The organism is Acidobacteriota bacterium, from assembly GCA_040752915.1.
Classification (GTDB): Bacteria; Acidobacteriota; UBA4820; order UBA4820; family DSQY01; genus JBFLVU01.
Genome location: JBFMHB010000002.1, coordinates 53614 through 74579, shown reverse-complemented (window position 1 = coordinate 74579; position 20966 = coordinate 53614). Strand labels below are relative to the sequence as shown.

The following is a 20966-nucleotide window of genomic DNA, read 5'->3' as shown; positions in this document are numbered from 1 at the left end:
GGTCCTTCCCCTCCTCCCGGGGGTTTTGCTGTGCCTGGGGCTCTCCCTCGCGACCGCCGGCGCTTCGCTCCCCGCGGTCCCTGCGCCGCAGGGGGCCTCGGAGCTCGACCACGCCGCGGCCCTCCGCCGCCAGGGCCGGTGGCCCGAGGCCCTGGCCGCCTTCCGCCATGCCTGGGCCTCCTCTCCCGCCGGGCCGGACAAGACGGCCGCCCTGGCCTACGGCAGAATGGCTCTCCTGGCCGGAGACCCGGCCGCGGCCGTGGACCCCCTGAGGGAGACCGCCGACTCCGCGGGTCCCCTGGCCCCCTTTGGCCGACTCCTGCTCACCCAGGCCCTCCTGGACCTGGGGAGGGCGAAGGAGGCCGAAGGGCTGGCGGTCCGGTTGGCGGGATCCCCCGTTCCGAGCCTGCGCCTTCGGGCCTTGAGGCTCCTGGCGCGGGCCCAGGAAGCCCAGGGCCGACTCACGCCCCGGTTGGAAACCCTGTCCAGGCTGGTGGACCTCTCGCGCGGCGCCGACCGGGACCGGGTCCGGTGGGAAAGGGCCCTGGGGCTCCTCCAGCTGGAGCGGTGGAGGGAGGCGGGGGGGACCTTGCGGGACCTCTACCTTCGGCCCGACTGCGTCCTCGGGAGGGAGGCAGGGCTCCGGCTGAACCGCCTCGCCGAGGAGGGCCATTTCGCGCCGCCGACCCGAAGCGCCGACCAGACCCTGGACCTGGCCCGGCGCTTCTTGAAATCGGGTCGCCGGGAGGACGCCTGGGACCTCCTCCTGAGCCTGCCGGCTAAGGCCTTCGAGGGCGCCTCGGGGGAGCGAGCCGCCCTCTTGCGGGTGGAGGTCCTCCACGCCTTGCGGCGCAACGACGAAACGGTCCAGGCGGCGGACGCCCTGGCCCGCGCCCGGGGGAACACGGAGGCCGCCCTCCGCGCCCGCCTGAAGGCCGCCTGGGCCCTCGTCCGCGAAGGGGACCACGGGGCCGTTGCGGAGCGCTGCCGCGCCCTTCTGGAAATCCCCGCGAAGGGCCACGAGGGGCTCCACGCCGAAGCCCTCAACGCATGGGCCGTTTCGGCCTACGCCGCGGGAAACTTCGAGGAGGCGCAGGATGCGTGGGCGCGGCTCGATTCCCTGGGCGGGGGAGACTCCCTTCTCCTGGCCGCCTGCCTCCGCCGGGGATGGGCCCTCCACCAGCTCGGCCGATGGGAGGAGTCCCTGTCCCTCTTCCGCTCCGTCGTCGAAAACCCCGGGGCCGGCCTCTTGCGATCCAGCGCCCTGTGGGGCCTGGCCTCCGCGGCGGGGCGTTCCGGCCGCCGGGACGTGGAAGTCGAGGCGCTCCTCCGCCTGGCCGCGGGTCCGGAGGGCTACTGGCGCGCCTCGGCCCTGCGGCGGCTCGGGGAACGGGGCGAGAAGGCCGCGCAGGATTCGCCGGCGGTCCTTCCGGAGCCCTGGACGGAGGCCGCGGGCGGGGAAGAGTCTTTCCTGGCCCGCGCCCTGGACCGGGCAGGCCTGGAATCCGACGCCGCCGACGCCTTCTCGGTTCTGTACCGGAAGGCCGGAAGCCGCTCGCCCCACGTCGCCCTCACCTACGCGCTCCTGTGCGGGCGCGCCGGGCGGCGTGCCGCCGCCGAATCGGCCCTCCACAAAGCGGCGCCGGGAGTTGAGGGCCCCTGGGCCTGCCCCAATGCGGTCCTGGAAGCCTTCTACCCTGCTCCTCTACTGGGGAAAATCCGCCCCCTCGCCAAAGCCGAAGGCGTCCCTCCGGCCCTCGTCTTGGCCGTCATGCTCCAGGAGAGCGGCTTCGACGAGACCGCCCTCTCCCCCGCGGGGGCCCGCGGCCTCATGCAGCTCATGCCCGAAACGGCCCTGCGCCTGGCCCCCCATGGAGAGGACCCCGGAGACCTCTACGATCCGGGTGCGAACGCCGCCCTCGGCATCCGCTACCTGGGCCTTCTCCTGAATCGGTTCCCCACGGCGGGGGCGGTGGCCGCCTACAACGCCGGAGAGGACGTGGTGGCCCGGTGGATGGCGGCCTGGAACCCTTCCTGCGAGGAGGATTTCGTGGCCATGATTCCTTACGCCGAGACCCGCGCCTACACCGCCCGCGTCCTTGCCTACTCCCGCGACTACGGCCGCCTGCTGAATCCATAGGGCCGGTCCACGCCTGCCCAAGAGAGGGTGGTGTGTCGCCTTCGAGCCTCGGCCGGGCCCTGCCCGCGCTCCGGCCCCAGCCCCTCCGCCGCCCATTAGCCGCGGGGACAGCCACCTGTTTGTCCAACTGTTTGGCAGAGCGACATGCGAAGGGAGTGCCCCGCGCCCGAGAAGATCCGGATCGCCGGTCCTTTACATGCCCCATGTACGGAGGTATAAGAACGAAAAAAGGCCGAGCGAGCGTGGGGGGATTCCCCAGGCCGATCCGGGGAGAGGGATGATGGCACGGTCATTGCAACCGACCGACCAACCAACCAACCAACCAACCGATTTGCGTCTCGCGGGGGCGTCCGCCCCCCTTTTGGCGTCATCGGGTTCGATACATCACGTCAGGTGCGACCGATGAACCGAAAGGGGGTGTCTCGATGGAAAAGGAAATGCGGCGCCGCCGGGGGAAGCGGGCGGTGCTGTGGCTTATTGGGGTTTGGGCGCTGGCGATGGCCGCACTTCCGGCTTTCGGTCAGGAGCAGATCCGAAACGGTTCGTTTTCCGAGGGGTGGAACCTCGCCTGGGAGGCGGAGCCGGCCGGTTCCTCGCCCCTGGTTGTGGAAGACCCGGCCTCCGGCGAAGGAAATGAAGGGTACGCGAGGCTGGGGCTCACACCCCTGCGGGAAGATTCGCTGGAGCAGTTTTTGGGCGCGGGTGTCTCCCTTCTGTCCCAGGCGCGCCTGAGCCTTTTCGTTCGGAGCCGGGGAAAAGGAGCGCTTCCGGGCCGGGGCCTGAGGATTTCCCTCATCGAAGCATCGAGCGGCCTGGAAGTGCCGCTGGCGACCCTCAAGGGGGCGGAAGCCACCTGGCAGAAGGTGACGGTGGACTTCTCGCCCGAAGAGAAGGGAATGAGGGCCGGAGAGGACTACTGGCTTCGGCTGGCCGCGGAAGGGGCGCCGGGTGCCTCGCCGGCCTGGCTGGAGGTGGACGACGTCTCGCTCGCGCCGCCTGCCTCGGCCATGCTCCTGCCCGTCGAACCGCCCGACACACTGCCGGACGAGGAGGGGGATGTGCCGCTGCAAGATTCGCCGGGCCTCTCCTTTGTCACCATGGCTCCGAACCGGGACTTTCCAAACGTCTGCAACTGCGGAGGTGGGCACCGGGAGGTCAAGATCACCGTGAAGGGTTTCACCAAGGCCGAGTGGGACACCGTGACCGTGAAGTTCAAAATCCCCACTTCGGCCAAGCTGGCCACGATTGCGAATCCGGTACGGGAATCGTACGACGGCGCTTCCATGGTGGGTGTTCTTCGGTGCACCGTCCCCGACGCGCCGGGGGACAAGAACTACCTCGGGCCGGCCTCCATTAAGATCAAGTCCAGCAACGGAAAGAAGGTCTGGTCGCCGCGGTACGAGTGCAGCTGGAATTCCAACGTGGGCGACTGGGTCGAGGCGGGTTTCTTCTACGGTTTTCCCGATCCGATTCGGAACATCCAGGTGGCCTCGACGCTCCAGCCCTCCATCCTGGGCGGGGACGCCTTCACCGTCCAGGCCGACGGCCTCGGGCTCTTCCGCAAGTGGCGCAAGAACCTCTCCGCCTGCGGGACAAGACCCAGTGAAGACTACGTGAGGCCGTTTGTCTTTGCGGTGAAGTCAGATGGAATTCCTGCGGTAGATGTACAGCCCACGCCCGAATATCGAAAAAGGGTTCGGGTGCGGCGGAGTGATCTTTGGCAGGCGACCTGCGGCGAGCCTTTCTCTTCAACATGGACGGGGGACGGAGCCCCGGGATTTTGCCTGGAGGCGACACCCTGTATCACCATTCATGAAAACGGGGTTCCTCAGGCATCCGGTCTCGTTCTTCTCAACCCGGATAACATCCAGTTCGAGGAATCTCCCGACTGGCGGCAGTACACGTGGCGGCATCGGAAATACGCAGGAGTTCTGCTGAACGCCTTGCAGTTCTTGCCAGCGCCGTCTCCGCCTTCTTTCGCACCGGGTTCAGAGTACGGTCCAGCCAACAGTGTCGGGTACGCTTTGGACGCGCAGAGTAATTCAGTGGACATCGCCATCCGTCCGCTGAATGGAGCGAGCAATCGGCTGACCTTCCACGGTACAAGTTTGTATCGGATGAAAAACATCCGGTATTACGATAGCAGCGAAAACTGGAGAACCAACGGCTGGGTGTCACCCACGTGGGAGTGTTCCGACCCCACGGCATGGGGGAACCGCTTTAAGGCCTGGGCGCCCGCGCACGCCCCTTCGCACCTTGTTCTGCCCTATCTTTCCTGCAAGGAGGATCCACAACCCGATTACCCGTCGCGCGCGGGGGTACCCTTCGATGTAGTGCCTTCTTTCGCAGCCGGGCCCGGCTCCTCATCGTGCCTCTCCCAGGGCTTTTCCTGCCCGCTCAGTTTCCCGGCCAACGGAGACGAGCATTTGATTGAAGCCTTCTGGGTAGGCCCCGGGGAATACAACAACGTGAACGTGAACGTGGGTACATGCCAGGCGCAGCAAGGTTCCTGCTCCGACTTCGCGCTCACAGGGCGCAAGGAAAGCGCCGGTACGGATGGCGAAGGGCGGACGCTGGTGAAGGTCTTCCTCACCGGCAACTTCAGCGGCCAAGGCCAGTACAACGCCAGCGCCACCTTCCCGGTGACCGTCACCTTGGCGGGCTACGGTACGGTGGAGACGCGCAACGTGAATCTGTACCATTGACCTTTCGTCCGGCCCCCTCCCTTAAGGGAGGGGGCCGGTTCTATTACGAGGGAAAGCCATGAAGCGCTCCGTTTTGCTTCTCCTCTTGTCGTTGCTTTGGGACCTTCCCGGCGCAGCCGCGGAGGAGGCGTGGCGCCGCTCCTACTCGGACCCCGTCGGCCTTAGGCACAGCTCTTCTTGGGCGACGGTTGAATGGGTTGCAGATCCCCAGGGGGGCTTCTTCGACGTCTGCACCCTCGACGGCCTCCTGATCCGGCGCTTCGACGCCCATGGAAACCTGCTTTGGCTCCGCAAGTACGCGGGCAGCGTTTACTACGAATCGCTGGCGCCCCTTCCCGATGGTTCGTTTCTCGCCTTCGCCTACAACAACACCATCGGAGGGCCCGTAGACTGGGGCTTCCGCTGCAATGCGCAGGGAGAGGTCGAGAAGGAGTGGGTCTTCGGGGAATTTGGAATCTACCGAACCTTCTCTTTGGATGCCTCCGCCGTCGTTGCGGTCGGTCCCGATTCCGGGTGGTTCACGGCGCTGGATCCAGCCACGGGGCGCATTCTTTGGAGCCGAACCCTCTATTCAAGAGCGGTCCCCGTTTCCTTCAACTATCCGACGGTGACGGCCAAGGCGACTCCCGATGGAGGCTTTATTTTCCTTGGGCAGCTGGAAGGCGGCTACCACGGGGACCGGGTACACGGCACGTTGCTATTCAAAATGAGCCACGAAGGGCATCTTCAATGGGCAAAGGCCTATGATTTCCTGGATTTTTGCGAAAGCGACGGAGGTGGCAATGGATGCCCTCAGGATGCTCGAAAGCTCGAGATCCTTCCAGACGGGGGGATTGTAATTGGTTCGTCCCACACAGGTTGGGGCGATGCGTCTCCAAACCGAACGACGGTCCTCTGTCTAAATGCCGATGGGAGTATCCGCTGGCAAAAATATACTCGAACAGATCCAAGCTGCAGTGGTGGCTTGCATCTTTATCAACAAGGCCTGATCGCGCAGGGCTTTGATGGAAACATCCTTCTCAGCGGAACCTATGTGTCTTGCAATCCCTATAATTGGTTTCCCTGCATTCTGGTGCTGAGCCCAGAGGACGGCCACATCGTGAAGCGAATCTGTTACGGCGGTTCGATACGGGAGGTGGGCCAGGTCGCCGTTGCGCCGAAAGAGGGAGGGTTCATCGGTTTCTACGATTACGCTAGTGCCGACTTGCAGTACTACGCTCGCTACGATTCGGACTTCGGCCTTCCCATGGAGTGCGACTCCAATGACATCCTGCCCGTCTCTTTCTCTTGGGAAGACGATTCCTTCACCGCCCTCGACATGAACGACGTCTTGGAAGAGGACAACCCTTACGCGTGGTCCGCGGACGTGAAAACTCACGAACAGGAGGACTGGACGGAGAGCCAACGTTCCGAGATGATCTGCGGGGACGCCTTTCCGGGGATCCAGTCGGTGAAGGTGCTCCACGACCCCTTCCGGCTGAAGGTCGTCGGGTGGAATTTCCAGGAAGGGGCCGAGGTGCGGGTCAACGGCGTCGCCGTCCCCCGTACGCGGTACCGGGGGACGGACAAGAACAACCGGACGCGGCTTGTGGCCTCGGGGGCGGGCCTCAAGGACCTCTTGCCCAAGGGCGAGGCGGTGGCGCTGACGGTCGTGAACCCCGACGGGAAGGAATCGGCGGCCTTCTCCTTCGCGCGGTGAGGGTGTGAAATCCACCCGGTGGGCGCTAGAATCACAAGGAAACCCTCGGCGGGGAGGTGAGCCATGAAGGGGAGTCGGATCGTGGCGGCGGCCTTGGCGGTTCTATTTTCGGCCTTGGGCCCGGCCCTCGGCCAGACGACTCAGAGCCAGGACGGGCCGGTGGTGCTGGAGGGGGATCGCCGCGAAGCGAGGGTGTACGAGCCGGTAGGGTCCACGCTGGCGTGGGCCCACCGGGATGGCCGGCTGGAGGTGTACGACCCTCAGACCAAGAAGTGGGTGCCCGCGGCGGGAGACTTTCCCCTCGCGGCGGCGGGGAGCCGGCTCCTGCTGGCCTACGGGCCCGACGGGCCTGGGAGCGCCGTCTACGACCTGGGCCGCCACGCCTGGGTGCCCCAGTTCGACCGGTATTTCCGGGGCGCGGTCAGCGAGAACCTGGCCGTGGGATACGGAGGCCCGGGGCGCCCGGGGATCTACGACGCCCTGTCGGGGCGCTGGCAGACGCCCGTGTTGGAGGCGTGCCAGGTGGCCCTGTCGGGGCGGCTGGCGGCCTTCTTCGGCGAGCACGTGAAGACGACCCTCTACGATGCGTCCCGGGGGGTGTGGGCGAGCGACGCCTCGGACTTCACGCGGTGCGCCCTGGGCGAGCGCCTGGCGGTCTTCTTCGGCCCGCCGGGGACGAACGCTCTCCTGTACGACTCGCGCGCCGGCCGCTTCGTTCCTCTGAGGGAGCCCCTCCAGGAGGTGAAGATCGAAGGCGGCACGGCCCTGGCCCTCTCCCGGGGAAACCGGGCCTTCGCCTACTCGGGGGAGCGGGAGGCCTGGGTGGAGTTCCGGGGCGCGGTTCAGGATCTCTCTTTCGTCAACGAGGAGGCCCTCCTCACGGACGACCAGGGGGCCGTCTGGGCCTTCCGGCCCGACCGGCTGACCTTCGAACTGAGGCGAAAGAGATAGGCGAGCCAGGGCCCGAGGGACTGGGGGACCAGGGGACTAGGGGACTAGGGGACTAGGGAACGAAAAGGAGCCGTTTCCCGTCTACCGTTTTGCGCCTCTCGTTTCCCGGCTCACGTCTCTCGCCTGGCGTCTCCCTGATTTCAGGACACGGGTCCCAGGGCGGTCTCCACCGCCTGGACGAGTTCGGCATCCTGAGGGGCGGTGCGGGAGCCGAAGCGGGCCACGACTCTCCCCTTCCGGTCCACGAGGAACTTGTTGAAGTTCCAGGAGATGTCCCCGTCGAAGCCGGAGCGCTCCGTGAGGAAGCGGTAGAGGGGGTTCATGTCCTTCCCTTTTACCCGGGATTTCGCGAAGACGGGAAAGGTGACGCCGTAGTTCAGGCGGCAGAACTGGGCGATCTCGGCATCGCTCCCCGGCTCCTGGTCCAGGAAGTCGTTGGAGGGGAAGGCCAGGACCAGGAAGCCCCTGTCTTGATAAGTCTCGTAGAGCTTCTCCAGCCCCTCGTACTGGGGCGTGAAGCCGCACTTGGAGGCCGTGTTCACGATGAGCAGGACCCTGCCCTCGTAGTCCTTGAGGGCCTTCGGCGTCCCGTCGTTCAGGGGAAGGGTAAACCCGTAGACGGTGGCTTCGGTCCGTGGGCCCACGGCGCTCTGATCCGAGGCGCGGACGTCCAGGCGCGAATACAGAAGCGCGCCCCCCACAAGAACCAGAGCCAGAAGTCCCGCTGCAACTTTGAGCAACACCATTCGTGCCTCCTTGAAGCCGGCCTTCACCCCACCCGGCCCCAACGCCGCACTTCCTTCAAAGATTCCAGGGGAGGCCTGAAGCGCGCGCAAGAGGACGTCTGGTTCGGCCCCCTCATGATACAGTAGCCTTGCCGTGGGAGGAGGGTCCGCCGTGGAAAGCCAGACCGATGCGAAACCGTCTCCGCTGAAGGAGATCACCCAGCCCTTCGTGGACCTCATCCACGCCCCCCGGGCGCTCTGGGGCGTGAACCTGCCGTACTTCCTCGAGGGCATGGTGTATTTCGGAATCCTCGGGTACCTCGCCATCTACTTCTCGGACTTCGTTTTCGCGGGCGTCCCCCACGCGGACGTCTGGTCCCACCGGATGGTCATGGTCCAGACGGCGGGCATCACCATCGCCATGTTCTTCCTCGGCTTCGTGGCGGACCGCTACGGCGTGAGGCTCGCCCTCGCGCTCGCCTTCGTGGTGATGCTGTGCGGCCGTCTCGTCATCGCCGGGGCGCCCCTCCTCGGACTCCAACCCGGCCTCTGGGGAGGCATCCACCTGGCCACGCTGGGAGGGATCCTTCTCGTGGTCGTGGGATACGGCATGTACCAGCCGGCGGCCTACGCGGCGGTGCGGAAGTTCACGAACGAGAAGACCGCCGCCATGGGTTTCGCCATGCTGTACGCCCTGATGAACCTGGGCGGGTACCTGCCCACCTTCGCCTTCCTCATCCGGGACGAGAAGTACCTCGGCTGGGGCATCAACGGGGCCTTCTGGGTCTACGCGGGATTTACACTCGTCTCCCTCCTGCTGACCCTCTTCATCCTTTCGCGGACCGTCGTGAAGGAGGCCGCGGCAAAGGCCCGGGCGGACCGGGGGGAGGCGCCGGCGGACGAGACGGCGCCGAAGCCGCCCTTCTCGTTCGTGAACTGGCTGAAGACGCACCCGCTGACGGACCTCAAATTCGCCTTCTTCATCTTCGCCCTCATCCCCGTGCAGACGCTCTTCACCTACAACTGGCTCATCCTTCCCCAGTACGTCTCGCGGTGCTACACGGGCTGGATCGGGGAGAAGTTCGAGATCGCCTCGAACTTCAATCCCCTCCTGATCTTCATCGCCGTTCCGGTGATCACGGCGCTGACCTACAAGCGGAAGGTCTACACGATGATGATCATCGGGACCTTCGTCATGGCCGTGCCGGCCTTCTTCCTGGCTATTGGAACGAACTTCTGGACGCTCTTCGGGTACCTCGTGGTGATGACCATCGGCGAGGCCATGTGGCAGCCCCGGTTCCTCCAGTACGCCGCCGAAATCGCGCCGGAAGGGAGGACCGGCGAATACATGGGTGTGGCCCAGCTCCCCTGGTTCCTCACCAAGGTGCTCGTGCCGGCCCTCTACTCGGGGTGGATGATCGAGAAATACTGCCCCGCCGGATTCGATCCGGCTCAGGGCACCGCCGGGCCCCAGAAGATGTGGCTCATCTTCGGGTGCATCGCCATCTGCTCGACGCTCCTCCTCCTTCTGGCCAAGGGATGGGTCGGAAAGGACTTCAAGACCAAGGCCTGAAACCGTTCGTCTCGCGCCAACAGAAAAGGGGCGGCCGCCGGCCGCCCCTTTTCTTCGCATCGAAGGACCTATTCGAGGACGATGGAGACTTCGCCGTCGTCGGAGACGACGCGGGCCAGGAGGCCCGTACCCAGGTCCCGGGCGAAGGGGACGAGCTGGCGGATCAGGAGCCCGGCCTGGTCGTCGCCCTCCTTTTCGATCTTGACCCCCTGGAAGATGGCCTCCACCGTGGCGAGGGGGACGCTGATTTTGATGTCCTTGGGCTCGCTTCCGCCCTTCTCGCCGCGGACCGAGAGGACCACCTGGGTGGGCGCCTTGCCGGGGCGGAGGGACTTTTCATCGGCGAAGCCCACGGTCACGCTGCGCTTCTTCCCCTCCTCCTCGATGGTCATGAGGACCGTCTCGCCGCCGGATCCGGCCTGCTTCAGGGCCTTCATCATGTCTCCGAGGGAAAGGGTGACGTCCTGGCCGTGCATGCGGCAGGCGTGGAACTCCTTCCCCACCTGGTTCTTGTCCAGAAACTCCAGGACCTTCATGGGGACCTCGATGAGGGCCTGCTCCCCGTCGCCCTGGACGCGGATCTGGACCAGAGGGTCTGAGCCCGCCACGGCGGGGGCGGCCGCAGCCAGGACGAGGGCCGCCAGGAGCGTCGTCAGGATGGCTTTTCGAAGGGTCGCGGGGTTCATCTTGCACCTCCTCTGCGGGCTGATACGCAGGCCCGCGTCGAAGGTTTCGGCCCCCCGGTCCGGGGGCGCGCCCGGCGCAGTCGCCCCGGGCTTGCGGCTTCCGCCCTATTTCAGGCCCATGCGCTCGCCCCAGTGGGCGAGGACCACGAGGTTCCAGAGCAGGAGATCGTGCTCCGCGCCTCGCTGGTGCTCCTCGAAGGCGGCGCGGATCCCCTCGATGCGAAAGTGGGGCCGCATCCAGGCCGAGTTCTCCAGGATGTCCCGCACGCGTTCGCGCAGGGGGCCTCGCACCCAGGCTCCCCAGGGGACGGGAAAGCCCTTCTTCCGCCGGTAGGCCACGTGACGGGGCACCCCCGCCTCCACGGCGTAGCGCTTGAGGACGTGCTTGGTGACCGAGCCGCGGACTTTCATGGATTCGGGGAGGGCGAAGGCGAAATCCACCAGGGGCCCGTCCAGGAACGGGACGCGCATCTCCAGGGAGTGGGCCATGGACATGCGGTCCGAATGGTTGAGGAGGTTGTCGGCGAGCCACCCCTTCACGAGGACCGAGAGCATGGCGTCCAGAGGGCCCCGGTGGGACGGGACCTCCATGTAGAAGGCGTCGAGGGTCCGGTCGTACGGCGGAGGGGGCGGATCGATCAGAAGGCTTCGCACCCGCGCCTCCCCCAGGGGGAGGGTGAGGTCGTAGCGGATGCGGCCGGGGATCTGCCCCGGGGACGCGCTGCGCAGTTCTTCCCAACGAAGGAGATACGCACGCTTGGGGTCGCGCCGGGCGATGGCCCGCGCCGCGTGGCGGGCGCCGGGGATCCCCCTCAGCAGGACGATGGCCCGGATCTGCTTGAGGACCCGCTCCAGGTGGTATCCCCCGAGGATCTCGTCGGCCCCCTGGCCCGACAGGAGGACCTTCACGTGGCGGGAGGCGAGGGCGCACACGTGGTACAGCGGCAGGACGGCGGAGTCGGCCACGGGATCGTCCAGCCGCGCGAGCACGCCCTCCAGGCTCTCGGCGAAGGCCTCGGGGGTGATGACGAGTTCGTGGTGGTCGGCGCGGAGGGTGGTGGCGACGGCGCGGGCCCACAGCCGCTCGTCGTAGGCGCCCTTGCCGGCGAAGGCCACCGTGAACGTAGACAGCTTCTCCTGGCCGCAACGCCTCACGGCCGCGGCCAGGGCAGAGGAGTCCACCCCCCCGGAAAGCAGGACCCCCACGGGAACGTCGGCGATGAGCTGGCGCCGGACCGAGGCCTCGAAGCAATCTCCGAAGCGGGTGACAGCCTCTTCCTCCCGGAGGGGTGTCGTCCCTTCCGGGGGCTCCAGGGGAAGCCGCCAATACGGGAAGAGGCGGACGCCCCCCTCGGAGATGGAGAGGATGTGTCCGGGGGGGAGCTTCTTCACGTCCTTCAGAAGGGTCCGCGGGGCGAGGACGTACCGGCAGGCCACCTGCTCGGCCAGGGCCGCCGGATGGATCTCGCGGCCCACGGCCGGATGAAGGAGCAGGGGCGGGATCTCGGAGGCGAAGGCGATGCCCCGGGGCGTCCGGACCCAGTAGAGGGGTTTCACGCCCACGCGGTCCCGGCTCAAGAGAAGGGTGCGCTCCCGCGCGTCCCAGAGGGCGAAGCCCCACATGCCGTTGATCTTGGCCAGGCCGGGAAGGCCCCACACGGTGAGCGCCCGGAGGAGGACTTCCGTGTCCGACCGGGTGGAAAAGCGCTCCCCGAGCGATTCCAGTTCGGCCCGCACGTCCAGGAAGTTGTAAATCTCCCCGTTGAACACGATGCGGTACCGGCCGTCGGGGCTGGCCATGGGCTGGGAGGCGGCGTCGGAGAGGTCGATGATGGCCAGGCGCCGGTGGCCCAGGGCCGCGTCGGGGGAGGACCAGAGCCCTTCGCCGTCGGGGCCCCGGTGTCCCAGGGCGCGCGCCATGGCCCGGACCCGCTCGGGGTCCGCTCCGCCTCCGAAGGCCACCTCTCCGCAGATGCCGCACACGGTACGCCGCCACCGGCATTCTACACGGCCCTGGGACCGTTTTGGGACGGAGGGCGACCGGCCTTGCCAAGGGGCCCGGCCTGGGATAGGCTACGAGGTCCGGAGCGACCGCAGAACATGAACCTGAAGCAAGCCCTGAAAGCCGCCGCCTACGCCACCGCCAAGGGGGCCTTCGGCACCCTTCTCCGTCCCTACTTTCGGGTCCGGGTCATCGGCGGCGAGAATCTTCCGGCCCAGGGAGGCGTCCTCGTCGCCGCCAACCACGCCTCCTTCGTGGACCCCCTGGTCCTGGGAGCGTTTCTCAGACGGCGCCTCTGGTTCATCATGGCCGAGGAGCAGTTCCGCAAGCCCGTGGTCCACCTCTTCTCCCGGCTCATGGATGTGATCCCGGTGCAGGCCGGCGCGGCCTTTCAGCTGGCCCCCATCAAGAAGGCCCTTTCCCTCCTGAAGGGGGGGAGGGTCGTGGCCATCTTCCCCGAGGGCCGGCGATCGGGCACCGGGAAACTGCTCCCCGGACAGCCGGGCCTCGGCCTGCTCGCGGTCCGCGCCCAGGTCCCCATTCTCCCCGTGGCCATCGCGGGAACCCGGGAGGCCTATCCGGTGGGGCGGACGATCCCCAAACCCGGCCGGGTGACCCTCTACGTGGGCAAGCCCTTGACCGGGCTCGCCCGCCTCAAGCCCGAGGAGCTGTCGGAGCGTGTCATGGACGCCCTGGCGGAACTCCTCGAGTCCAACGGACACGGAGACTACCTGGAGGCCGCGCCGGCGGGCGGCTGAAGCCGGAGCCGCCCGGAGACGTCCCATGCCCACGGCCGCCTTCTTCGCCATCGGATCGGAGATGACGGATCCCGCTCGAGGGGATTCCAACGGGGTCCTCGCCGCCGCGCGCCTGAAAGAAGCGGGGTTTGACATCGGCCTCGTTTCGCGCGTGGAGGACCGGGTGGAAGCCATCGCCTCGGCCCTGAGCGGGGCCCTCGAGACCTGCGACGTGGTCCTCGCCTCTGGGGGCCTCGGACCCACCGGGGACGACCTCACGAGGGAGGGGGCCGCACGGGCCCTCGGCGTCGGAATCGTGGAGGACGGGGCCTGGGCGGAGGAACTCACCCGCCGGCTCGCCTCCCGCGGCCGGGCGCTGGACGCGGTGAACCGCCGCCAGGCCCTCGTCGTCGAGGGCTCCGAAGCGATCCCCAACCCCCGGGGGCTGGCCTGCGGATGTTGTCTGAGGCGCGGCAAGGCACACCTCATCCTGCTTCCCGGCGTGCCGGCCGAGTTTCGGGAGATGCTGGAAGGCGGCGTCCTTCCGAGACTGAGGGAGGCGTTCCCGGAGCAGCCCGAAGTGCGGACCGTACGGGCCGTCCTGGCGGGACTTCCCGAAGCGTCGGCGGAGCCGGTCCTGTCGCCTTGGTATGGCAGGCGCGGGGTCTCCGTGTCCATCCTCCCCCACCTGGGGATCCTCCGGGTCACGCTGACGATCACCTCCCCTCCCGCCGAATCGGCGGCGGACCTGGAGGAAGAGGCGCGGCGCGCCTTCGCCGCGGGGTGGAAGGGCCACCTCGTGAGCCTGGACGGGACCTCCCTGGAGGCGGCCCTCGGGGAAGCCCTGCTCCGACGCGGCTGGACCCTGGCGGCGGCCGAGTCCTGCACCGGGGGCCTCCTGGCCCACAAGGTCGTTTCCGTGGCCGGCGCCTCCCGGTACTTTCTCGGCTCGGTCACGGCCTACGACAACGAGGCCAAATCCTCGCTCCTGGGAGTGGCGCCGGAGATTCTTCAACGGTCTGGCGCCGTGAGCGAGGAAACAGCGCGCGCCATGGCGCGGGGGGTCCGGGCGCGCTTCGGCGCCGCCTGCGCGGCGGCGACCACCGGCGTGGCGGGCCCCGGCGGGGGGAGTCCGGAAAAGCCCGCCGGAACCGTCTGGGTCGCGGTGGGCACGCCCGAGGGGGAATGGGCGCACAGGGTCCACCTCCCCCTGGACCGGCTCTCGGTCATGGAGTTCTCGGCCCACATGGCGCTCTACCATCTCTGGCGGCGGGTCCGGGGCGCCGCGGCGCCATGAGGGTTTCCGCGGTGGGCTTCCTCAATTCGGCCCCCCTCACGTGGGGCCTCTCGGAGGGCCGCGCTCCCGAGGGATGGGACGTCACCTTCGACGTGCCCTCGCGCTGCGCCGAGCGGCTCCTCAAGGGAGAGGCGGACCTGGGCCTCGTGCCCTCCGTGGTCTTTCTGCGGGAGCCCTGGCTGACCCTGGCCGCCCCCCTGGGCGTGGTGGCGCCCGACGAGGCCGGGTCGGTCCTTCTCGTCCTGGGCGGTGATCTCGCCTCCGTGCGGAGGGTCTTCCTCGATCCGGCGAGCCGGACCTCCCAGGCTCTCCTTCGCCTCCTCCTCCAGGAAGCCCTTCCGGAGGGGGTGTCGTTCGAGGAGGGAATCGCCCCGGATCGACTCGGTCCCGGCGAGGCCGCCCTGGTGATCGGGGACCGCGCCCTTCGTCTCCCCGGCGCCCTCGGGCGGCTCCCGGCCCTCGACCTGGCCTCCCTGTGGAAGGCCCGCACCGGATTGCCCTTCGTCTTCGCCGTATGGGCGGGGCGGAGGGAGGTCTGCACGGACGAGGTCCGGGAGGTCCTGGCGTCTTCGTGCGCCCTGGGCCTGGCCTGCCTCGACGACATCGTGGCCCGCCACGCCCTGGCCCTGGACCTTTCGCCGTCGCGCATCCGCCACTACCTGACCCGGCAACTGTCCTTCACCCTCGGCCGGGAAGAACGGGCGGCCCTGGCCCGTTTTTCCCGCGAGGTCCTGGGCGAGGAGCCCCCGCCCTCCAAGTGGGGAGAGCCGTATGGCGGGGAATGACGCGATCCGGGCGCTGGAGAAGGCCTTCGCGGGGGAGCGGCTGTCCCTGGACGAGGGCCTGGTCCTGCTGGAAAGTGCGCCCCTGCTCGACCTGGGGGCCGCGGCCGACGGGGCGAGGGAGCGGCGCCATCGGGACGGCGTGGCCACCTACATCGTGGATCGGAACATCAACTACACGAACGTGTGCGTGGCGCGGTGCGCCTTCTGCGCCTTCTACCGCAAACCCGGCGACCCGGAAGGCTACGTCCTGTCCATCGAGGCCATCCTTCAGAAGATCCGGGAAACGGAGGAGCTGGGCGGCACGGGGATCCTCCTGCAGGGAGGGCACCACCCCACCCTGCCCTTCTCCTATTACGAAGAAATGCTGGGCGCCATCCGGGAGCGCTTCCCGGCGATTCACGTCCACGCCTTCTCTCCCCCGGAACTCACCTATTTCGCCAAGCGCTTCGGCCTGCCGCTCGAAGAGGTGGTGGCGCGGCTCAAGGCGGCGGGGCTCATGAGCATTCCCGGCGGCGGGGCGGAGATCCTCTCGGACGCGGTGCGGGAGGACATGGCGCGGGGCAAGGCCACGGTGGAGGAATGGCTCGCGGTCATGCGGGAGGCGCACCGCCAGGGATTGCGCACGACGGCCACCATGATGTTCGGGTCCATCGAGTCGCCGCGGGACATCTTGACCCACCTGTGCCACCTTCGCGGCCTCCAGGACGAGACCGGCGGCTTCACGGCCTTCATCCCGTGGACCTTCCAGCCCGGACCGGACACCCCCCTCCAGGAAGCCCCCGCCACGGGGGTGGATTACTTGAGGGTGGTGGCCCTCTCCCGTCTCTTCCTCGACAACTTCGACAACGTCCAGGCCTCCTGGGTCACCCAGGGGCTGAAGATGGGGCAGGTGGCTCTCCGGTTCGGGGCCAATGACATGGGCTCCATCATGATCGAGGAGAACGTGGTGGCCGCGGCGGGGTGCCGAAACCGGACCAACGAGGAGGAGCTGCGGCGACTCATCCGCGACGCGGGATTCACTCCCCGGAAGCGAAGGACCCTGTACGAACCCGCCGAATAGGGCCTCCGCCTCCGCGAGATTCCAGCCGCCACGGCGCCTCACCCAGGGGTGTGGGACACGGCGGGAATTCGTTTGACGCTGTGCCGAACGGGGCCTAGAATAGGCGGCTTACGGAGGGGAATCATGGACAGCGTGAAGCGCACCCCCCTGAACGAGGAGCACCGAGCCCTGGGCGCCCGAATGGTGGATTTCGGGGGCTGGGACATGCCCGTTCAGTACACGTCGATCCTCGAGGAGCACGAGGCCGTCCGGACCCGGGCGGGCCTCTTCGACGTGAGCCACATGGGCGAGATCTGGATCGAGGGGCCCCAGGCCCTCGACCTCGTCCAGCACTTGTGCAGCAACGACGCCTCCAAGCTGGCGGTGAACCAGATCCAGTACAGCGGTCTCCTGACGAAGGAGGGCACCTTCGTGGACGACCTGCTGGTCCACAAGGTCGCACAGGACCGCTACTTGCTGGTGGTCAACGCGGCCAACGAGCCCAAGGACCACGCCTGGATTCTGAAAGAAGCCTCGGGTTTCGACGCCACGGTCACCAACCGGAGCCCGCAGACGGCCCAGATCGCCATCCAGGGTCCTCTGGCCGTAGCCATCCTTCAGAGGCTCGTTCCCGACTCCGACCTTTCCGCCGTGAAGTATTACTGGTTCACCTACGGGACGGTGCTCGGCGAGCGCTGCCTCCTGGCGCGCACCGGCTATACCGGGGAGGACGGTTTCGAGGTCTACCTTTCCCCCTCCAAGGCCCCGGAACTCTGGCGGGCCCTCCTGAAGGAGGGCCGGGAGGAGGGACTCCAGCCGGCGGGCCTTGGTGCGAGGGACACCCTGCGCCTCGAGGCCGCCATGGCCTTGTACGGCAACGACATCGACGCCACGACGACGGTCCTCGAGGCGGATTTGGGCTGGATCCTGAAACTGAGCAAGCCCTCCTTCAACGGCCGGGAGGTCCTCGAGCGGCAGAAAGCCGAAGGGGTCCGGAGAAAGCTCGTGGGCTTCGAACTGGTGGACCGGGGAATCCCCCGCCACGGGTACGACTGCTACCAAGGCGGGGAAAAGGTGGGCCATGTGACGAGCGGGACCCAGGCGCCCTTCCTGAAGAAGTCCATCGGCATGGCGTACCTGCCCGTGGAGATCTCCGCCCCGGGTTCGGCCTTCGAGGTGGACGTGCGGGGCAGGCGCCTGGCCGCGCGGGTCGTCCCCAAGCCTTTTTACAAGAGAAGCCGCTAGCTCGGGCTGGCGAGGACGTAAGAGCGGAGTGACGGCGAGGTGAGGCCCGGGGACTTTCGGAGAAAGGCGCCCGGGCTCCGGAGGTGCAGATGAACGTGCCCGGAGACCTGAGGTACACCAAGACCCACGAGTGGGTTCGCGCGAGCGGTGGGGAGGCCGTGGTGGGCGTGACGGACTTCGCTCAGCACGAACTCGGCGACATCGTCTTCGTGGAGGCGCCCGAGGTGGGAGCCGCCGTCACGGCGGGGAACCCCATGGGCAGCGTGGAGAGCGTGAAAGCCGTTTCGGAACTCAACGCCCCGGTATCCGGAACGGTTTCCGCCGCCAACGAGGCGCTGAAGGACCACCCCGAACTCCTGAATCAGGATCCCTACGGAGAGGGGTGGATCGTCAAGATCGCCCTCTCCGACGCCGCCGAAATCGGCGGGCTGATGGACGCCGAGGCCTACGGGAAGTACGTCGCCGAAGCCTCCCACTGAGGAGTTCCCATGCGTTACCTTCCGCAGAGTCCGGAGGACCTCCGGGTCATGCTCACCGCCGCCGGCGTGTCCCAGGTGGAGGACCTCTTCGCCTCCATCCCGGAGCCTCTGAGGCTCAAGGCGCCTCTGGACATGCCCACGGCCCTGCCCGAATGCGACCTGAGGGAGCGCTTCGTCACCCGCTCGTCCCGGAACCACTCCCTCACGTGCCGTCCGGGCTTCCTGGGCGCGGGCGCCTACAATCACTTCGTCCCCGCCCCGGTGGGCCACCTCCTTTCGAGGAGCGAATTCTACACGGCCTACACGCCCTACCAGCCCGAACTGGCGCAGGGCACTCTCCAGGCCATCTTCGAATTCCAGACCATGATGGCCGATCTGTGCGGGACCGACGTCTGCAACGCGTCCTTGTACGACGGGGCCTCCGCCGCGGCCGAGGCGGCCCTCCTGGCCGCGAGGGTCCACAAGGGGCGGAAGGTGCTCGTGGCGAAGTCCCTCCACCCCGCTTACCGAGAGGTGATCCGCACCTACCTCAAACACCTGGACCTCGACGTGGCCGAGGTGCCCTACGGGCCCGACGGCCGGATCGACCTCCCGTCCCTCGCCGGGGCGGGGTTGGAGGGGGCGTGCTGCCTCCTCGTGGGCCAGCCCAACTTCTTCGGCGTCGTGGAGGACTTCGGGGCCGTCGCCGCGGCCCTTCCGGCGGGTCCCAACCGCCCCCTCCTCGTGGGGGTGGTCTGCGAGGCCCTGGCCCTCGCCCTGATCCGGCCTCCCGGCGACGCGGGGGCCGACGTGGTGTGCGGCGAGGCCCGCTCCTTCGGGCTCCCGCTGGGATACGGAGGCCCGAACCTCGGCTTCCTCGCCGCCCGAAAGGCCCATGTGCGGCAGATGCCCGGGCGCCTGGTGGGAGAGACCCGGGACGCCGAGGGACGGCGGGGCTTCGTCCTCACCCTGACGACGCGGGAACAGCACATCCGCCGCGAGAAGGCCACCTCCAACATTTGCACGAACCAGGGACTCTGCATGCTCGCCGCGGTCATCTACCTCGCCCTCATGGGCCGGCGGAACCTCCGCGAACTCGCCCTGAGGAACCTGAGCAAGGCCGAGCACCTCAAGTCCCTACTCGCGGAGCGGGGCATCCGGCCCCTTTTCTCGGGCCCCACCTTCAACGAGTTCGCGGTGGGCTTGAAGATCCCCCCCTCCCGGGCCAACGCCGAGGCCCTCAAGGCCCACATCGTGGGCGGCCTCGACCTGACGGCCCACTATCCGGAGCTGTCCAACGGGTACCTCCTCTGCGCCACCGAGCAGACGCCGAAAGAGGCCTCCGAGAAGCTCGCCGAGATCCTGGGAGGTCTTTCATGAGCCGCTTCATCGAGGAACCGCTCCTCTTCGAAAAGGACAAGCCCGGCCGCCTGGGAGTCTGCCTGTGCACCAAGGAAGTCCCCACGGCTGACGCCGAGGCTCTCTTCGGGGATCTCTTGCGCCCCGATCCCCCGGCCCGCCTTCCCGAACTGAGCGAAGTGGACGTGGTCCGGCACTTCACCCGGCTGTCCCTGATGAACTACGCGGTGGACTACGGCCTGTACCCGCTGGGCTCCTGCACCATGAAGTACAACCCGAAGCTCAACGAGGACGTCTCCCGGTTCGAGGGCCTGACGGGCCTCCACCCCATGCAGGACGACGCTTCGGTCCAGGGGGCGCTGGAAATCCTCCACACCCTCGAGCGGGCCCTGTGCGCCGTGGCGGGGATGGACGCCTGCACCCTCCAGCCCTCGGCCGGGGCCCAGGGCGAATTCACGGGGATGCAGGTCATCCGGGCCTATCACGAGGACCGCGGGGACGCCCGGGAAGTGGTTCTGATCCCCGATTCGGCCCACGGCACGAACCCCGCCACGTCCCACATGGCGGGCTACCGCGTGGAGGAGATCCGGAGCGGGCCCGACGGCTGCGTGGACCTCGCCTCCCTCAAGGCCCGCATGGCGCCGGACGTGGCGGCCATCATGCTCACCGTGCCCAACACCCTGGGCATCTTCGAGAAAAACATCGCGGATATCTGCTCGATCCTTCACGCCCAGGGCGGCCAGGTCTACGTGGACGGCGCCAACCTCAACGCGCTCATGGGGATTACCCGCCCAGGCGACTGGGGCGCCGACGTCATGCACATCAACCTCCACAAGACCTTTTCCACCCCCCACGGAGGCGGGGGTCCGGGCGCGGGCCCCGTGGTCTGCAAGGCCCACCTGGAGCCCTTCCTGCCCAAACCGGTGCTGGTCCGGGGGAAGGACGGCTTTCGCTGGGATTGGGACCGTCCCAAGAGCATCGGCAAGGTCCACGCCTTCTTCGGCAACTTCCTGATCCTCGTCCGGGCGCTTTGCTACATCGAAACCATGGGTGGGGAGGGCCTGAAGCGGGCCTCCCAGATGGCCGTTCTCAACGCCAACTACCTGCGGGCGAGGCTCGGGGAGCACCTCCCCCTGGGCTTCGACGGTCCCACGCTCCACGAGGTGGTCTTCTGCGACAAGGGCCTTCCCGGGGGCATCACCACCATGGATCTGGCCAAGCGCCTCATCGACTACGGCTTCCACCCGCCCACCGTGTACTTTCCCCTCATCGTCCACGGGGCCCTCATGGTGGAGCCCACGGAGACCGAGCCGGTGGAGGAGATGGACCGCTTCGTGGAGGCCGTGAAGGCGATCCTGGACGAGGCGAGAAAAGACCCGGAGTTCGTCAAGAAGGCCCCCCACGAGGCCTTCCGGAAGCGCCTCGACGAAGTGTCGGCGGCCCGGAACCCCGTGCTGACCTACCGGCCCAAGGAGGGCTGATCGCAAGGCCTTTCGCGCCGGTCCGAATCCCCCCACCGGGGGAGGGAGTCGAAAGATGCCGCGGGGCATCTCAACGCTGCAAAG

16 protein-coding genes are annotated in these 20966 nt (G+C 67.7%); 13 read left to right on the top strand and 3 right to left on the bottom strand.

Translation table 11 applies throughout. From position 1 onward, the window contains the following. Positions 1 to 25 precede the first annotated feature (25 nt). The 4 genes from AB1824_01035 to AB1824_01020 all read left to right on the top strand — a co-directional run bounded on the left by AB1824_01035 (position 26) and on the right by AB1824_01020 (position 7495). Positions 26 to 2140, top strand: a complete 2115-nt coding sequence (locus AB1824_01035) for a transglycosylase SLT domain-containing protein (protein MEW5763533.1) — start codon at positions 26 to 28, stop codon at positions 2138 to 2140. A 425-nt stretch (positions 2141 to 2565) separates the two neighbouring features. Then, the gene (locus AB1824_01030; GenBank protein MEW5763532.1) at positions 2566 to 4845 is read left to right on the top strand and encodes a hypothetical protein; all 2280 of its coding nucleotides are present in this window, start codon (positions 2566 to 2568) and stop codon (positions 4843 to 4845) included. Between the two features lie 58 nt (positions 4846 to 4903). Continuing rightward, positions 4904 to 6544, top strand: a complete 1641-nt coding sequence (locus AB1824_01025; protein MEW5763531.1) for a hypothetical protein — start codon at positions 4904 to 4906, stop codon at positions 6542 to 6544. A gap of 63 nt (positions 6545 to 6607) precedes the next feature. After that, a complete protein-coding gene (locus AB1824_01020; GenBank protein ID MEW5763530.1) occupies positions 6608 to 7495 on the top strand; it encodes a hypothetical protein in 888 nt (295 codons plus the stop codon). Between the two features lie 140 nt (positions 7496 to 7635). On the opposite strand, the gene AB1824_01015 is transcribed toward AB1824_01020, so the two are convergent. Next, positions 7636 to 8241, bottom strand: coding sequence for a glutathione peroxidase (locus AB1824_01015; protein MEW5763529.1), 606 nt, complete (start codon positions 8239 to 8241; stop codon positions 7636 to 7638). A 151-nt stretch (positions 8242 to 8392) separates the two neighbouring features. Between AB1824_01015 and AB1824_01010 the strand changes: the two genes are divergently transcribed. Next, the gene (locus tag AB1824_01010; GenBank protein MEW5763528.1) at positions 8393 to 9793 is read left to right on the top strand and encodes an MFS transporter; all 1401 of its coding nucleotides are present in this window, start codon (positions 8393 to 8395) and stop codon (positions 9791 to 9793) included. Positions 9794 to 9861: 68 nt separating this feature from the next. On the opposite strand, the gene AB1824_01005 is transcribed toward AB1824_01010, so the two are convergent. Continuing rightward, a complete protein-coding gene (locus AB1824_01005; protein ID MEW5763527.1) occupies positions 9862 to 10479 on the bottom strand; it encodes a hypothetical protein in 618 nt (205 codons plus the stop codon). Positions 10480 to 10584: 105 nt separating this feature from the next. After that, positions 10585 to 12462, bottom strand: coding sequence for an asparagine synthase (glutamine-hydrolyzing) (gene asnB, locus AB1824_01000; protein MEW5763526.1), 1878 nt, complete (start codon positions 12460 to 12462; stop codon positions 10585 to 10587). A 117-nt stretch (positions 12463 to 12579) separates the two neighbouring features. Between asnB and AB1824_00995 the strand changes: the two genes are divergently transcribed. The 8 genes from AB1824_00995 to gcvPB all read left to right on the top strand — a co-directional run bounded on the left by AB1824_00995 (position 12580) and on the right by gcvPB (position 20882). Continuing rightward, the gene (locus AB1824_00995) at positions 12580 to 13239 is read left to right on the top strand and encodes a lysophospholipid acyltransferase family protein (protein ID MEW5763525.1); all 660 of its coding nucleotides are present in this window, start codon (positions 12580 to 12582) and stop codon (positions 13237 to 13239) included. Positions 13240 to 13264: 25 nt separating this feature from the next. Next, on the top strand, positions 13265 to 14515 hold the full coding sequence (locus tag AB1824_00990) for a CinA family nicotinamide mononucleotide deamidase-related protein (protein MEW5763524.1): 1251 nt from the start codon (positions 13265 to 13267) through the stop codon (positions 14513 to 14515). After that, entirely contained in the window at positions 14512 to 15300 is a 789-nt protein-coding gene (locus tag AB1824_00985; protein MEW5763523.1) for a menaquinone biosynthesis protein, read from the top strand. Before AB1824_00990 ends, AB1824_00985 begins: the two co-directional genes overlap by 4 nt. Then, positions 15287 to 16360, top strand: a complete 1074-nt coding sequence (gene mqnC / locus AB1824_00980) for a cyclic dehypoxanthinyl futalosine synthase (protein ID MEW5763522.1) — start codon at positions 15287 to 15289, stop codon at positions 16358 to 16360. Before AB1824_00985 ends, mqnC begins: the two co-directional genes overlap by 14 nt. 123 nt (positions 16361 to 16483) lie before the next feature. Continuing rightward, complete coding sequence (gene gcvT / locus AB1824_00975) at positions 16484 to 17584, top strand: glycine cleavage system aminomethyltransferase GcvT (GenBank protein ID MEW5763521.1); 1101 nt, start codon at positions 16484 to 16486, stop codon at positions 17582 to 17584. Between the two features lie 89 nt (positions 17585 to 17673). Continuing rightward, positions 17674 to 18063 (top strand): glycine cleavage system protein GcvH, encoded by a 390-nt coding sequence (gene gcvH, locus AB1824_00970; GenBank protein ID MEW5763520.1) that lies wholly within the window; start codon positions 17674 to 17676, stop codon positions 18061 to 18063. 9 nt (positions 18064 to 18072) lie between these two features. Next, the gene (gcvPA, locus tag AB1824_00965; GenBank protein MEW5763519.1) at positions 18073 to 19422 is read left to right on the top strand and encodes an aminomethyl-transferring glycine dehydrogenase subunit GcvPA; all 1350 of its coding nucleotides are present in this window, start codon (positions 18073 to 18075) and stop codon (positions 19420 to 19422) included. Beyond that, on the top strand, positions 19419 to 20882 hold the full coding sequence (gcvPB, locus tag AB1824_00960; GenBank protein ID MEW5763518.1) for an aminomethyl-transferring glycine dehydrogenase subunit GcvPB: 1464 nt from the start codon (positions 19419 to 19421) through the stop codon (positions 20880 to 20882). The genes gcvPA and gcvPB overlap by 4 nt, the downstream gene beginning before the upstream one ends. The last annotated feature ends 84 nt before the right edge of the window (positions 20883 to 20966 follow it).

Coding starts and splice junctions, on each gene's coding strand:
- AB1824_01030 (MEW5763532.1), top strand. CDS start 2,566: ATGGAAAAGGAAATGCGGCGCCGCCGGGGGAAGCGGGCGGTGCTGTGG.
- AB1824_01025 (MEW5763531.1), top strand. CDS start 4,904: ATGAAGCGCTCCGTTTTGCTTCTCCTCTTGTCGTTGCTTTGGGACCTT.
- AB1824_01020 (MEW5763530.1), top strand. CDS start 6,608: ATGAAGGGGAGTCGGATCGTGGCGGCGGCCTTGGCGGTTCTATTTTCG.
- AB1824_01015 (MEW5763529.1), bottom strand. CDS start 8,241: ATGGTGTTGCTCAAAGTTGCAGCGGGACTTCTGGCTCTGGTTCTTGTG.
- AB1824_01005 (MEW5763527.1), bottom strand. CDS start 10,479: ATGAACCCCGCGACCCTTCGAAAAGCCATCCTGACGACGCTCCTGGCG.
- AB1824_00995 (MEW5763525.1), top strand. CDS start 12,580: ATGAACCTGAAGCAAGCCCTGAAAGCCGCCGCCTACGCCACCGCCAAG.
- AB1824_00990 (MEW5763524.1), top strand. CDS start 13,265: ATGCCCACGGCCGCCTTCTTCGCCATCGGATCGGAGATGACGGATCCC.
- AB1824_00985 (MEW5763523.1), top strand. CDS start 14,512: ATGAGGGTTTCCGCGGTGGGCTTCCTCAATTCGGCCCCCCTCACGTGG.
- mqnC (MEW5763522.1), top strand. CDS start 15,287: ATGGCGGGGAATGACGCGATCCGGGCGCTGGAGAAGGCCTTCGCGGGG.
- gcvT (MEW5763521.1), top strand. CDS start 16,484: ATGGACAGCGTGAAGCGCACCCCCCTGAACGAGGAGCACCGAGCCCTG.
- gcvH (MEW5763520.1), top strand. CDS start 17,674: ATGAACGTGCCCGGAGACCTGAGGTACACCAAGACCCACGAGTGGGTT.
- gcvPA (MEW5763519.1), top strand. CDS start 18,073: ATGCGTTACCTTCCGCAGAGTCCGGAGGACCTCCGGGTCATGCTCACC.
- gcvPB (MEW5763518.1), top strand. CDS start 19,419: ATGAGCCGCTTCATCGAGGAACCGCTCCTCTTCGAAAAGGACAAGCCC.